The organism is Methyloceanibacter sp. wino2, from assembly GCF_003071365.1.
Classification (GTDB): Bacteria; Pseudomonadota; Alphaproteobacteria; order Rhizobiales; family Methyloligellaceae; genus Methyloceanibacter.
In genome coordinates this window covers 1,965,956-1,980,156 of record NZ_CP028960.1, presented here as the reverse complement: position 1 = coordinate 1,980,156, position 14,201 = coordinate 1,965,956, and the positions used below count along the sequence as shown (strand labels likewise).

12 protein-coding genes are annotated in these 14,201 nt (G+C 63.7%); 3 read left to right on the top strand and 9 right to left on the bottom strand.

Annotated features, from left to right (window positions below; genetic code table 11):
* Positions 1-18: 18 nt before the first annotated feature.
* The 6 genes from DCY11_RS09200 to DCY11_RS09175 all read right to left on the bottom strand — a co-directional run bounded on the left by DCY11_RS09200 (position 19) and on the right by DCY11_RS09175 (position 5,040).
* Entirely contained in the window at positions 19-675 is a 657-nt protein-coding gene (locus DCY11_RS09200) for a 1-acyl-sn-glycerol-3-phosphate acyltransferase (protein WP_174202144.1), read from the bottom strand.
* A gap of 5 nt (positions 676-680) precedes the next feature.
* Positions 681-1,637 (bottom strand): phosphatidate cytidylyltransferase, encoded by a 957-nt coding sequence (locus DCY11_RS09195; RefSeq protein WP_108682638.1) that lies wholly within the window; start codon positions 1,635-1,637, stop codon positions 681-683.
* The gene (locus DCY11_RS09190; RefSeq protein ID WP_108682637.1) at positions 1,634-2,242 is read right to left on the bottom strand and encodes a CDP-alcohol phosphatidyltransferase family protein; all 609 of its coding nucleotides are present in this window, start codon (positions 2,240-2,242) and stop codon (positions 1,634-1,636) included. The genes DCY11_RS09195 and DCY11_RS09190 overlap by 4 nt, the downstream gene beginning before the upstream one ends.
* A 24-nt stretch (positions 2,243-2,266) precedes the next feature.
* The gene (locus tag DCY11_RS09185) at positions 2,267-3,838 is read right to left on the bottom strand and encodes an inorganic phosphate transporter (protein WP_108682636.1); all 1,572 of its coding nucleotides are present in this window, start codon (positions 3,836-3,838) and stop codon (positions 2,267-2,269) included.
* Positions 3,839-3,946: 108 nt separating this feature from the next.
* Positions 3,947-4,369: an NUDIX hydrolase gene (locus DCY11_RS09180; RefSeq protein ID WP_245409324.1), complete on the bottom strand. Its 423-nt coding sequence runs from the start codon at positions 4,367-4,369 to the stop codon at positions 3,947-3,949.
* Complete coding sequence (locus tag DCY11_RS09175; RefSeq protein ID WP_108682635.1) at positions 4,366-5,040, bottom strand: arylesterase; 675 nt, start codon at positions 5,038-5,040, stop codon at positions 4,366-4,368. Before DCY11_RS09175 ends, DCY11_RS09180 begins: the two co-directional genes overlap by 4 nt.
* Positions 5,041-5,139: 99 nt before the next feature.
* Between DCY11_RS09175 and DCY11_RS09170 the strand changes: the two genes are divergently transcribed.
* The 3 genes from DCY11_RS09170 (at position 5,140) to DCY11_RS09160 (ending at position 9,358) form a co-directional block, all read left to right on the top strand.
* A complete protein-coding gene (locus DCY11_RS09170; RefSeq protein ID WP_108682634.1) occupies positions 5,140-5,856 on the top strand; it encodes an ABC transporter ATP-binding protein in 717 nt (238 codons plus the stop codon).
* Positions 5,853-8,429, top strand: a complete 2,577-nt coding sequence (locus DCY11_RS09165) for an ABC transporter permease (RefSeq protein ID WP_108682633.1) — start codon at positions 5,853-5,855, stop codon at positions 8,427-8,429. Before DCY11_RS09170 ends, DCY11_RS09165 begins: the two co-directional genes overlap by 4 nt.
* Positions 8,430-8,599: 170 nt before the next feature.
* On the top strand, positions 8,600-9,358 hold the full coding sequence (locus tag DCY11_RS09160; RefSeq protein ID WP_108682632.1) for a Bax inhibitor-1/YccA family protein: 759 nt from the start codon (positions 8,600-8,602) through the stop codon (positions 9,356-9,358).
* A gap of 283 nt (positions 9,359-9,641) precedes the next feature.
* Here DCY11_RS09160 and DCY11_RS09155 read toward each other — a convergent pair whose 3' ends face one another.
* The 3 genes from DCY11_RS09155 to acnA form a co-directional block, all read right to left on the bottom strand.
* Positions 9,642-10,025, bottom strand: coding sequence for a DUF2794 domain-containing protein (locus tag DCY11_RS09155; RefSeq protein WP_371514998.1), 384 nt, complete (start codon positions 10,023-10,025; stop codon positions 9,642-9,644).
* A gap of 324 nt (positions 10,026-10,349) precedes the next feature.
* On the bottom strand, positions 10,350-11,168 hold the full coding sequence (locus tag DCY11_RS09150; RefSeq protein ID WP_108682630.1) for a thioredoxin family protein: 819 nt from the start codon (positions 11,166-11,168) through the stop codon (positions 10,350-10,352).
* 141 nt (positions 11,169-11,309) lie between these two features.
* Positions 11,310-14,012 (bottom strand): aconitate hydratase AcnA, encoded by a 2,703-nt coding sequence (gene acnA / locus DCY11_RS09145; protein WP_245409323.1) that lies wholly within the window; start codon positions 14,010-14,012, stop codon positions 11,310-11,312.
* Positions 14,013-14,201 lie beyond the last annotated feature (189 nt).

Genomic DNA, 14,201 nt, shown 5'->3' with positions numbered 1-14,201 from the left:
CCCAACGGCCGCGCCGCTCTAGTCCCAGTCCGGCACGGTTTCGGCCGCCGCTAGCGTGGACATGCTCTCTTCATACGCTGTCATGAATTCACGCCGGGATTGAGCACCGTCAAATTCCCCTCCGAACAGCGCCTCGCCCACGCTGACGGTGCAGTTGAACGGCACCAGCAGGGACGACCCGCGCGGCAGCGCCTTGCCGAAGCCATGCATGTAGACCGGGACGACGGGAACATCGGGACGCGACACGGCCAATTGGCCGACACCTGTCTTGAACCGGCCCAGGGCCTCCGGTTCGCCGCGCGAGCCCTCCGGGAACAGGATCAGGATCTCGCCCCGATCGAGAGACTCTTCGAGCGCGGCAAGCGGGTCTGCGCCCTTGCGGACCTTCGCACGCTCGAGCGGAATGATCCCGACGACGTCTCGCGCGAACCAGCTGCGCACCTTTCCGGACAGAAAATAGTCCGCCGCCGCGACGGGACGCAGCTTCGGCAGAAGCGACAACGGCATCAGCGACATCAAGGCCAGCGTATCCAGATGGGAGTTGTGATTGGCCGCGATGATTGCCGGCCCTTTCTTCGGGAGCCGCTCGCGATGGCGGACGGTGAGGCCGAGCCCCAGCAGGATCGCGCCGCGCACCACGACGCCGAAGAAAAGAAACCGCAGGGCCTTCGTCATGATTGTCACGGCGTGAAGAAATAGCGGAAAAAGTGGAAGAAGGCGGGCGCGGCATAGGTCAGGCTATCGACCCGGTCGAGAATGCCGCCATGGCCGGGGATCAGCCCGCCGGCGTCCTTGACGCCCAGATCGCGTTTGACCGCCGAGATATTGATATCGCCGAGAAATCCAGCGACGGCGATGACGCCGCCGGCGAGCGCCGACCAAACATGATCCATGGGCGTCAGATACGGCCCCACGAATGTCGCTAGGACGACGGTGGTCAGCACACCGCCGATCAGCCCTTCCCAGGTCTTCTTCGGACTGACATGGGGCGTCACCTTGTGCCGCCCGAAGAGCTTGCCCCAGACATATTGGGCCACGTCGTTGAACTGCGCCAAGACCACGACGAAGAACAAGAGCCCGACGCCGCCCGCGACCGGATTGTGCACCTCGCCCGAGACCAACAGCATGGCGAGGTGACTGAGGCAGAAGACCGTGAGCATGAGCCCCCAGGACAGGGTCCCCACCGCCCGCAGGAAATTCTGCGTCTCGCCCCGCAACGCCATGAGCGCCGGAAACAGCAGAAACATCCACACCGGCACGAACACGAGGAACATGTTGTACCAATCGATGCCGGCCCAAAGATATTGGATCGGCACGGCGAGATAGGCGAACAGCAGTAGTCCGCGATCGATCCGCCGCGTCGGGATCAGCGACAGATATTCCTTCAGGGCGAGATAGGAGATGATCGCGAGAAACACGATCGCTATCGTTTGGTTTGCGGCGATCGCGAAGGTGAAGGCCCCGATCATCCACCACCACGAGGCCGTGCGGTCGATCAGCTCCCGGTAGTCGCCCGAACCGCGCGCAGAAAGCACGAGCACAATTCCCGTCGCGACCACCAACACCGCCCAAACCGCAAGAGTCGCCACAACCACATGCTGCGGTAGATCGAAGGTAGTGCCGAGCCACTGAATCATTGCGCTGCCTCCGCGAGGGCCCGGCGCGCGCGATTCCAGATGGTGAGAATGGCGAGCGCCAGCATCGCGGCGAGAACGAACGTGGTCCACAGTCCGGGCGCCAGGCCGATCCCCAGCAGCACCGCCAGCGCACCGAAACCGAACGCCCGGTCACTCTTGCCGAACGGCCCGTCATAGCGCCGCGAAGCCCCGATGAAGGTCCCCAAAACGCCGGCCATCTCCGCGATGACGCTCGCGACGACCACAAGCACCACGAGGGGCGCATTCACCCCCGCGATCAAGGCGAAGGGAAGATACAGGGCCGCGTCCGATACCACGTCCGAGAGTTCGTTGAATAGCGCGCCCACGGGTGTCTTCTGGCCGTGCTCCTTCGCCATGATCCCGTCGATCGCGTTGAGCGCCATGCGGACGAGCAAGGTGATCGGCAGCAGAAGCAGCGGCCAGCGCGCCTCGGGCCACAGCGCGATCGCCGCGCCTTGGGCAACGCTGAGGATAAGCGCGGCAAGCGTTACGCCGTTGGCGGTCGCGCCGCCGTTTACGAGACGGGCGGCGATCGGCCGGAGCAATGCCTGAAATCTCGGCTTGAGATCATAGATCGTAGCCAATTTCGTCGAACGCCTCCCGCGCTATCAGCGAATCCAGTCGATGACAGTATAGATCAGCGCGGCGATGCCCGCGGCGCATGGCACCGTAACCGCCCATGTCGCCACGATCCCGATGACGTGCGAGCGGCGCACAAGTTTCCGGCGGCGCATCTCGTCCGGCGTCGCAGGCAGAGCGGACGCCGCACGGCGTCCCTTTTTCGTGAGGATGTAATAGCGCCGGCGGCGGCTATAACGCGCCGCATATTCCCGGAAGAATCCGATGCCGAACACGGCACCGACCACGGTCTGCGTCGTCGAAACGGGCATCCCGAGTTCGGACGCGACAAGAACCGTGAGAGCGGCTGCAAGCGCCACGCAAAACGCCCGCATCGGATTCATGCGCGTGATTTGCTCGCCAACTACCCGAACGATTCTCGGACCAAAGAGGAACAGGCCGAGACTGATGCCGACCGCGCCGATAAGCATGACCCAAAGGGGAACTCCTGCGAGGCCCAGCAACTCCGGCCGGCCGGCGTTTTCCAGCACGGCGGCGAGCGGCGCGACGGCATTCGCCACGTCGTTCGAACCATGAGCGAAGGAGAGAAGACAGGCCGCGAAGATGAGCGGTGGACGGAACATCTGCCGTACGTTCTGATTGCGGTTCTCCATGCCCTCGGACTGCGCGTACACCCAAGGCCCCGCGAGCAGATAGACAATCCCGAACACCGGCACGCTCACGAACAGGACGACGTGATGCCCAAAGCCCCAGATGTCGCCAAAGACGTTTAGCGAGATGAAGGCGAAGAAGACGGCCGCCATGAGCGCGACGAGCACGGGCACCCATCGGCGGACTGCGACGATCTTGTCGGGCTTGTAGATCATGTTGATCTCGATGAAGGCGACGAGACAGGCCGCGATGACGGCGCCCGCAAGCGGCGACAGCATCCAAGCCACAAAAACCTCCGCCACCACACGCCAGTCGATTGCGGAGGAACCGAGACCGATAAGGCCCGCGCCGAGAACGCCGCCGACGATCGCGTGCGTCGTCGAGATAGGGGCGCCCACATAGGTGGCGAGATGCACCCACAAGGCCGCGGCCAGCATGGCCGACATCATGACCCAAACGAAGACGTCCGTGTTCGGCAGAAGCGCCGGATCGATCAGACCTTCCGATATCGTCTCGACCACGTCGCCGCCGGCGATCAGCGCGCCGGCGCATTCGAAGATGGCCGCAAGCGCGAGCGCCCCCGTCATGGTGAGGGCGCGGGCGCCAACGGCAGGACCGACATTGTTGGCAACATCGTTGGCGCCGATCGTCAGCGCCAGATAGCCGCCAATCACGGCGGCAAGAACCAGCACCAGTCCCGTTTGACCGGTTACGGCATGGCTGTCTGCGAGGAGACCGGCCGCCAGCAGAAAGGCGAAGGTTGCAGCGAGAGCGATGTAGTTGCGGGAGGCCGCGCGCGTCGCCTCCTCGAGCCGCTCGATCTTGCGGAGGTCCTTGTCCAGCGGGGTACCGGGCTCAAGCGCGCGGCGGCGGAACGAAGCGGCGCCAACGCGCGACCGGACGACCCGGTCCGCACGTTTTTTCTTCGCGCCGTTTCCCTTTTCCGCCATGCACCCCTACCCCCGGCTTGGCCAATCCATCCATCTGGGCATTCGAGCACACGGACTCAATGGCCTCGCGGCGCGGCGCAAGGCGAAATCCCCTGCCGTTTCGGTTACCTACGCGGCCTTGAGATGGAAGACGCTGCGCAACAATGACGCCAGTTCGGCGTCCGCGACAAGTGATGCCGCTTCATCTGGCGAGGCCCAACGCACCTTGCGGGAATTCTTTTCCTGCCAGTCCGCCTCATGCGTTTTGACGTTGAGCCGGTACACGTCGACGACGCATTTCGCCCAGGAATAGAAATGCAGCCGCTTGGTGTAGGTGTAGGAACCGATCGGCGTCTTATCGATCTTGCCGGTGACACCCGCCTCCTCGGCGGCCTCGGTGGCGGCCAGCTCGCTATCGGGCACGCCCTGCTTCGGCCATCCTCGCGGAATGGTCCAACGGCCGCGGCCACGCGTGGTGATGAGGAGCACCCGCGGACCATCCGGGGTCTCGGCAACAGGCAACGCCGCGATTTGTTTCAATGGCTCGCTCATCCGTCCTCGTCTACTTGGGACGCAACCAACAACGCCTCGACTTGGGGCAAGATCTTCTCAACGATGACGGTGACACCCTTGCCGTTCGGGTGGATTCCGTCCTTCTGCATCAAGTCCGCATTGAGGGCGGCCCCTTCGAGAAAGAAGGGATACAGAGATACATTATACCGCTCGGCCAGGGTCGGATAAATCGCACCAAAGGCGGTTACGTACTCTTTCCCCAGATTCCGCGGCGCTTCCATGCCTGCCAACAAGACAGGCAAGTTCTTTTCCTGAAGCTTCTCGAGGATCTCCGCCAGCGCAGCCTCGGTGGCATCGGGCGGCAGACCTTGCAGGGCATCGTTACCGCCGAGCTCGACGATCACCGCGTCCGTATCGCCGTCCAGAGCCCAGTCGAGCCGCCGCAGGGCCGCCTGTGTCGTGTCGCCGGACACGCCGGCATTCACCACACGGACCTTGTGGCCGCGCTCACGCAAAGCCGATTCGAGTTGCGACGGAAACGCCTGGTCGTTCGGCAGGCCGTACCCCGACGTCAGACTGTCTCCGAAAGCGAGGATAACGGCCTCGTCTTGGTCTGCATGCCCCTTGGCGGCAAGGCAAACCGTGCCGATCCATGCCGCCGCGAGCACCATACCGAGATGGAGAAGACGAGTTTTTCCGCGTTCCATCATTTCGACCTGTTTGGCCCTACTCTATGCCGCTACGGTGCGGGACCGCTCGAACGGGCCCGCCTCCCCAGACGCAATGATACCCCGAGACCCTTTCCGACCATGGACCAGACCCTGAGACAGCCCCACGCGATAGAGCTTGAAGACGTTCATGTCACGCTTCCTTCGCGGGCGGGCGCCGTGGCGATCCTGCGCGGCATCGATCTAGATGTCTCGTTGGGCGAGGCTGTGGCGGTGATCGGCCCGAGCGGTTCGGGCAAGTCCACGCTCCTGATGGTCACGGCCGGCCTCGAACGGGCCACTTCCGGACGCGTAACCGTGGCCGGCACCGATCTCGGCACGCTCGACGAAGACGGACTAGCCCGCCTGCGCGCCAACAAGATCGGGATCGTGTTCCAGTCCTTCCATCTCGTCCCCACCATGACCGCGATCGAGAATGTCGCGCTCCCCATGGAGTTCCTCGGCAGGGACGACGCCATGGATGCCGCCCGCGAGGCGCTCGAAGAGGTCGGGCTCTCCCATCGGACAACGCACTTCCCGGGGCAACTATCCGGCGGCGAGCAACAGCGGGTCGCCATCGCGCGAGCCCTGTCGACGCGGCCGACCCTCATCCTCGCCGACGAACCCACAGGCAATCTGGATCTGTCGACCGGCGCCCTCGTGATGGATCTGCTCTTCACGCTCAAAGAGAGGACGGGCGCCACGCTGCTGCTCATCACCCATGACCGTGAACTCGCCACGCGCTGCGACCGCATCGTGAGCGTGGCGGATGGACGGATCGTGGACGACGGCGCGTCCGTGAGCGCAAGCGTATCGTGACGGCGCAAGCAACACTCGCCGACATGCCGTCGTCCTCCGGCAACCGGTCTCTGGCGTTGACAATCGCTTTGCGTGAATTGCGCGCAGGCGCGGGCGGTCTCGCGGTGTTCGTTCTCTGCATCGCGCTCGGCGTCGCCGCCGTCGCGGCGATCGGATCGCTGGCCGCCTCCTTCGACAAGGCGCTCGCCAATCAGGGACGTCTGTTGATCGGCGGCGATCTCTCCTTCGAGGTCGTGCATCGCCAGGCGACGGCGGACGAGTCCGCCGCGCTCCACGAGCTCGGACAGATTTCCCAATCGGCGAGCTTTCGCGCCATGGCCCGCGGCCTGGACGCCAAGAGCGCGCTGATCGAGGTAAAGGCCGTCGACAACGCTTACCCCCTCTACGGAGAAGTGAGCGTGATCGAGCCGGAATCTCTCGGCCCCGCCTGGCGGGAACCGGGCACCGTGCTGGTGGAGCCGATCCTGCTGGAACGTCTCGGAGTGCAGATCGGGGACACGCTGAAGATCGGCGAGGCCACGACGAAAATCGCCGGCACGCTCGGTCAGCAGCCCGACCGGCTCGCCGACCGCCTGTCCTATGGTCCGAAGGTTCTGATGTCGCGCGACACGCTGGACGAGACCAGGCTCGTGCAACCCGGCAGTCTCATTCGCTGGACCTATCGCGTGAAGCTGCCCAACGACGCGGGCACGGATCGCAAGAACCTGGATACGGTGCGCAAGGCCATGGAAGCGGCGTTTCCGCAAAGTGGCTTTGCCATCCGCGACTGGACGGACCCGGCGCCCTCGCTCCGCCGCGATGCGAAGCGCTTCACCCAGTTCATCAATTTCGTCGGGCTGACCGCCCTGCTCCTCGGCGGCATCGGCGTCGGCAATGCCATCCAGAGCTACATGGCGAAGAAGCGCGACGTTATCGCCACATTCAAATGCCTCGGCGCCACGAGCGGCCTCGTGCTCAAGGTTTATCTGATTCAAGCGGTGATGCTGGCGGGGCTCGGCATCGCCATCGGCCTGGCGCTGGGCGCCTTCGCGCCGGTTGCGATCGCGACGCTCTATGAAGATGCGTTGCCGCTACCGCTGGCTGTCGAGCCCCATCCGATCCCGCTCATCGTCGCCGCGCTTGCGGGCCTCCTGACCATGGTCCTGTTCGTGCTGTGGCCCTTGGGCCGTGCCAGCCTCATTTCGCCGGCAAGGCTCATGCGGTCCGGGCTCACGGACGAGCGGACGCGTTCAGCAACGCCGTTCGCGATCGGCTCTGCCGCGTCGGGCCTTGCGCTGTTCGTGCTGGCGATCGCATCGAGCGAAGAACGCCTTGTCACGGCGGCGATCTCCCTCGGCATCCTCGTGGCATTTGGACTGCTGCTCGGTTTCGGAATCCTGGTGCAACGCTATGCGGCCAAGCACCGGCGCACGAAGCCTCCGTCGGTTGCCCTGGCCTGGGCCAGCATCGGTGCGCCGGGGTCGCTCGCCCGCGCCATCGCAGTCTCGCTTGGCCTCGGGCTCGGCCTCCTGATCGCCGTCGCGTTGATCCATGGGTCGCTGCTCGCCGAGATCGAAAGCCATGTCGAGGTCGACGCCCCCGCCTATTACTTCCTCGACGTGGAGCCGGACGATCTCGCGGCGTTCGAAAGAACGGCCAAGACCATCCAGCCCGACGCCAAGATGGACAACGCCCCCATGCTGCGCGGGCGCATCGTCGAACTCAAAGGCGTGCCCGTCCACGAGGCCGAGGTCTCGCCCGATACACGCTGGGTGATCTCCGGCGACCGCGGCCTGACCTATACGGACAGCGTGCCAGGTGCATCCGAGGTCGAGGAAGGCGAGTGGTGGCCCAAGGGCTATGACGGACCGCCGCTCGTGTCCTTCGACGGCGAACTCGCGCGCGGCCTCGGCCTCGAGCTCGGAGACATGGTGACCGTCAACATTCTCGGCCGCAACGTGGAAGCCAAGATCGCCTCCATGCGCAAGATCGACTGGGAATCGCTCGCCATCAATTTCGTCATGGTGTTCTCGCCGAACACGCTGCAAGGCGCACCGCACCGGTTGGTCACCACGCTCGAGCTGCCGAAGGGCTCTGCTCCGGAGACGGAAGCGAAGATCATCCAGGGCCTGGCCGAACGCTTCCCGCTGGTGACGGCCATCAAGATCGGCGACATCGTCGACGCGGCAAAGTCGATGCTGGCGAAGCTCATGGCCGCGATCAGCGCCACGGCGGGATTCACCTTGCTGATCGGCGCCGCAGTGCTCGCGGGCGCCGTCTCCGCCGGCCAGCAGCGCCGGACCTATCTCGCCGTGCTCTACAAAACGCTCGGCGCCACGCGGCGGCAGATCCTCGGAGCCGAACTCATCGAATTCGGCCTGCTCGGAGTGGCCACCGCCGTTCTCGCCGTCATCATCGCGACGGTGACGGCCTGGGCCCTGTGCACCTTCGCATTCGACATCACCTTCGTCTTCGATCCGTGGGCAGCCATTGGAACCATCGGGCTCGCCCTCGCCTTGGTCTTGTCGGTAGGGGCGATCACGACCTGGCGCGTGCTCTCTGTGAAGGCGGCTCCCTATCTGCGGGCCGAGTAGAACGGCGACATGATCGGAAAACGGCGGTAAACTGATAGAAGTTTCCGATTACCCGGTCACGATCCCATCATCTTGCGGAAATAGCCTGAAACCCCCATATTTCAGGCAAATGCGGCGTTGGCCGCGACGAACTACGACCAACGAAACCACGGAACAAAGGACCCAATTTCATGGCGGAACTCGACAGACGTTATGAGCAGACGATCGGACGCGCCGATACCGGCGTGATGGATCAGGGGCTGCGCGCCTACATGCTCCGCGTCTACAACTACATGGCCTCCGGCGTGGCCATCACCGGCGTGGTCGCTTATGCGGTCTACGCGATGTCGGTGGTGACGGGCGCGGACGGCTCCATCACGGGGCTCACCTCGTTCGGCAATCTCATGTTTGCCAGCGCCTTCAAGTGGGTTGTGATCTTCGCGCCGCTGGCGATGGTGTTCTTCCTGTCCTTCAAGATCCAAACCTTGAGCGTCGGCACGGCGCAGATGCTGTTCTGGCTCTTCGCGGCGCTCATGGGCGCTTCGATCTCGTCGATCTTCCTCGTCTTCGCGGGCGAGAGCATCGCGCGGGTGTTCTTCATCACGGCCGCCGCCTTCGGCGCGCTGTCCCTGTGGGGCTACACCACCAAGAAGGACATCTCCGGCTGGGGCTCCTTCCTGTTCATGGGCCTGATCGGCATCATCATCGCATCGCTCGTGAACCTGTTCGTCGGCTCGACGGCCCTGCAGTTCGCGGTGTCCGTGATCGGTGTGCTGGTGTTCGCCGGCCTCACCGCCTACGACACCCAGCAGATCAAGGAGATGTACAGCGTTCAGGATGACGGGACCGTCGCCGGCAAGAAGGCTGTGATGGGCGCCCTTCGGCTCTATCTCGACTTCATCAACCTGTTCATGATGCTGCTGCAGCTCTTCGGGTCGAGCCGCAACTAGGTTGCACCGAAGCGATCAAAAACGCGCTGCATCACGCAGAGACACGAGGCCCCGGCGACCCCGCCGGGGCCTTTTTCGTCGCAAAATCAGGGGTTGCAGGATTGCGCGGCCACAGATGGCCGAAGCCTTGAAAATCCGCCAATCGTCGCCAGATTCTGAATTCGCGGCGGGCATCCCTCCCCGGCGCGAGGTTCCCCCCGTACGGAACCGGAGAAGCCCCGAGTCCCCCCGTCTCCGGGGCTTCTCTATTGTCCGCTGATAGAGATTAGGCGGCGGGACCGCTTCAGGTCTTCACCACCCGCAAACCCTTGTCCAGAGCCCGCAAAACGCGGCTCAGATCGTGGCCACGCTTGAGGATCAGCCCGGTGGCGGCGACCACGCTATAAGCGCCCTGGCGGCGTGCGAGCTTCGGGGTCTTTTCGATGCGGTAGAGCGGCATTTCCGAGGAGCGCCGGAAGATTGAGAAAACGGCTTTCTCCTTGAGCATGTCGATGGCGTAGTCGCGCCACTCGCCGCTCGCCACCATTCTTCCATAGACACTGAGAATTTGGCTGAGTTCCGCACGATCGAAGGCAATACCCTCGCGCCGCGCCGCCACCTCTGCTCCGTATGATTCGCCGCCGGCCACACGTGCCAGCGGCAAGACTATCGGCTCCGTTTCGCTCAACACGCGCCTCCTGTGACGGAACCGTCATGATGACCGTGCGGCAGGTGAATATCAAGCGACTCCCACACGTCCGGAGCACGCCCTACCTGTAACAAAACGTAACAGAAATCACAGTTCCGCCCCGTTTCAGTCAACGGCACGCCCTAGAGATTCTTAGGATAGCGAGAGTTGCCTTATGGCCCGGTCCTAGTCGAGGGATCTCGGAATATCAGCCCCCCAGCCCCCCGGGGTCTTTCGCGGGGGCCGGGCCGTTGTTTTCAGTGGCACTACAAAGGGCCGGCAAACGCCGGTCCTTTGTTTTTGGGGCCAAGCAAACCTGAGAACTTATTCGGGTTTCGGCTCGAACATCGCGGCGCCGAGGATGGGGCCCGCGCCTTCCACCTGCAGCAGCGAGACGAGGCAATCGCCGCCGATGCCGTGCAGATCCTTCAGCGGCAAGCGCAGTGTCGTCGGCTCGCCCTTCCACATCCCAACCGGCATCAATTCGCGAACGGGATGCGAGTACGTGATCGTCTCACCGCGGTTTTCGCCGCGCGTGATCTTCACCGTCTCCTTGTCCTTCGCGACGGCCAGCCAGACGGTCGCCTGACGCATATCAGAATTCTCGGGCGCGCTGCCAATGTCGACCAACAGGCTGTCGCCCTCCGCGCGCATCGACATCGGCACCTTCACATCCTTCAGCCGCCGCTCGGCGGTTCGAATGGCCATCTCAATGGCCGCTTCGTTGGCGCCGTTCACATGGTCGATGCCGTCGACTACCATTTGCGGCGTGTACACCTTGCCGTCGCCGCGGGCCATCGCATAGTCGCGCTGACGGTCACTGTTCTCGGGGCTCGAGAGCGTGTCGTGCCAGCCGAGGTAATTCCAGTAGTCCACGGCGAACGAGAGCGTGATCACGCCGGGCTTCTTCCGCAACTCATCGAACAAGGCGTCGGCGGGCGGGCAGGACGAGCAGCCCTGACTGGTGAAGAGTTCCAGCAGAATTGGCGTGTCGTCCGCGGCGTCGGTCGCACTGGCCGCGCCCGTATCTTCCGTGTGTCCGACGGAGGCGGCTGCTCCTAAGCCCAAGATCGCGAACGCCAACGCGCCGCTAAACCGCAACAGGGATGTTCTGGAAATGGCAATTCTCATGGCTGACAGCATGCCGGAATCCAGTTTGATTTTCTGGCAAAATCAGATCGCGCGCAGTCACAACTCGGTGACCTCATTCCGCGGAATTACCGGGAATTAAGGCACCGAATTGTGTTCGCGTATACGCGTCTTCCAGGCTGGGGCACAAGTGCCTTACGCCGCCTCTTTCACAAGACCGCGCAGCACGTAGTGCAGGATGCCCCCGTTACGGAAGTAGTCCAGCTCGTCATACGTATCGATCCGGACCAGCAACGGAACGGTTCGCGTCTTGCCGTCCGGATAGGTGATGGCGGCCTCGACGATCTGGCCCGGCTGAACGTCCGCGAGCCCCTTGAGCGTTACGGTCTCGTTGCCGACGAGACCCAGCGTCTCCCAGGACGCATTGTCCGTGAACGTCAGCGGCAGTACGCCCATGCCGATCAGGTTCGAGCGGTGGATCCGTTCGAAGCTCATGGCAATGACGGCGCGTACGCCCAAGAGGCGCGTGCCCTTGGCGGCCCAGTCGCGTGAGGATCCCGTGCCGTACTCCTTGCCGGCAAACACCACCAACGGCACGTTCTCGGCCTTGTAGCGCATCGCCGCGTCGTACATGGCAAGGCGCTCCCCGGACGGGTAGTGCACGGTGACGCCACCCTCGACCCCGGGGACCATCTGGTTCTTGATGCGCGTGTTGGCGAACGTGCCGCGCATCATCACCTCATGATTGCCTCGCCGCGAGCCGTAGGAGTTGAAGTCCGCCGGAGCGACGCCGTGTTGGGTCAGATAACGGCCGGCAGGGCTGTCCGCCTTGATCGCGCCCGCGGGCGAGATGTGGTCGGTCGTGATCGAGTCCAGGAACAGGCCGAGCACGCGCGCGTCCTCGATATCCGTCAGCGGCGCGGGGTTCATGGTCATGTCGGCGAAGTACGGCGGCTCCTGCACATAGGTCGATGACGTGTCCCACTGATACGTGAGTCCGCCCTCGACGGCGATGGCCTGCCATTCCGGATCGCCCTTGAACACGTCGCCGTAGCGCTCTTTGAACATGGACTTCTTGACCGCCTTGCGCACGAGCTTCGCAATCTCCTTGGACGACGGCCAGATGTCCTTGAGATAGACCGGCTTGCCGTCCTTGCCCGTGCCGATCGGCTCCGTCGTCAGATCGATCGTGACCGACCCCGCCAGGGCGTAGGCAACCACGAGCGGCGGCGAGGCGAGATAGTTCGCCCGCACGTCGTTGTTCACGCGGCCTTCGAAGTTGCGGTTGCCCGAGAGCACCGAGGCGACGGCAAGACCGTTCTCGTGGATCGTGCGGGAGATCTCTTCGGGCAACGGTCCGGAATTGCCGATGCACGTGGTGCAGCCATAGCCGACGAGATTGAAGCCCAGCGCGTCGAGATCCTTCTGCAGTCCCGCCTGTTCCAGATAGTCGGTGACCACCTGGGATCCCGGCGCGAGCGAGGTCTTCACCCAGGGCTTCACGGTGAGCCCCTTCTCGACCGCGTTGCGCGCCAGCACGCCGGCACCCACCATCACGTAAGGATTGGACGTGTTCGTGCAGGACGTGATCGCGGCGATGACCACGTCGCCATGTCCGAGGTCGTAGTTCTTCCCTTCCACCGGCGCGCGCTTGTCGGCCTCGGCGCCCTTGCCGTACTCCTGATCGAGGACCTTGGAGAACGCCGGCGCGGCGTTGGTGAGCGCCACACGATCCTGCGGACGTTTCGGGCCTGCGATGGAAGGCACGACGTCGGACAGCGTCAGTGACAGCGTGTCGGTGAACACGGGATCGTCCGTGTCCTCCTTGCGGTACATGCCTTGCGCCTTGGCGTAGGCCTTCACCAGCTCCACGCGGGAGTCCTTGCGCGCAGTGGCTTCCAAATACGCCAGGGCTTCCTTGTCGACGGGGAAGAAGCCGCAGGTCGCACCGTATTCCGGTGCCATGTTGGCGATGGTCGCGCGGTCTTCGAGCGGCAGATTGTCGAGGCCGGAGCCATAGAATTCGACGAACTTTCCGACCACGCCCTTTTCACGCAGCATCTCGACCACGGTGAGCACGAGATCGGTGGCGGTCACGCCTTCCTTGAGCTCGCCCTTGAGCTCGAAGCCGATCACCTCGGGAAGCAGCATGGAGATCGGCTGGCCGAGCATGGCCGCTTCCGCCTCGATACCGCCGACGCCCCAGCCGAGCACCGCCAGCCCATTGACCATGGTGGTGTGGGAGTCGGTGCCGACGAGCGTATCCGGGTAGGCGACCGTCTTGCCGTTCTCTTCCTTGGTCCACACCGTCTGGGCCAGATATTCGAGATTGACCTGATGGCAGATGCCGGTGCCGGGCGGCACGACGCGGAAATTGTCGAACGCGCCAGCGCCCCAGCGCAGAAACGCGTAGCGCTCGCCGTTGCGCTCATATTCCTTGTCGACGTTGAACTTGAAAGAGGCGCCGGACCCGAAAGCGTCGACCATCACGGAATGGTCGATCACGAGATCGACGGGCGCCAGCGGATTGATCTTCTTGGAATCGCCGCCGAGCTTGGTGACCGCATCGCGCATGGCCGCGAGGTCGACGACCGCGGGCACGCCGGTGAAGTCCTGCATCAGCACGCGCGCGGGCCGGAAGGCAATCTCGCGGTCGCTGCGCTTGTTCTGAACCCATTCGGCCAGGGCGCGGATGTCGTCCGAGGTGACCGTGCGCCCATCTTCGTGCCGCAGGAGATTTTCAAGCAGCACCTTCAAGGAGAAGGGCAGCTTGCCGACGCCGTGGAGTCCCTCCTTCTCCGCGACCTTCAGATCAAAATACTCGTACTCGTGCTTACCGACCTTCAGAGTGCGCCGGCACTTGAAGCTGTCGAGCGAGGTCAAAACAGCCGATGTCAATGAAATCTCCTTTACGAGCCCAGATGATGGGCAAGTCCCAGCAAATATGTGCGCCTCGGCCAACTGAATGCAAAGACGCAGCCAATTGCGTCTAGCCGCAGCGCCAAGAGGGCTCAAACCAGCCCTTGCGCCCACGATTGGGGCGATTTCCCAGCCGGTGGCGCGTCTTGGCCTTTGGTTACACGCTTT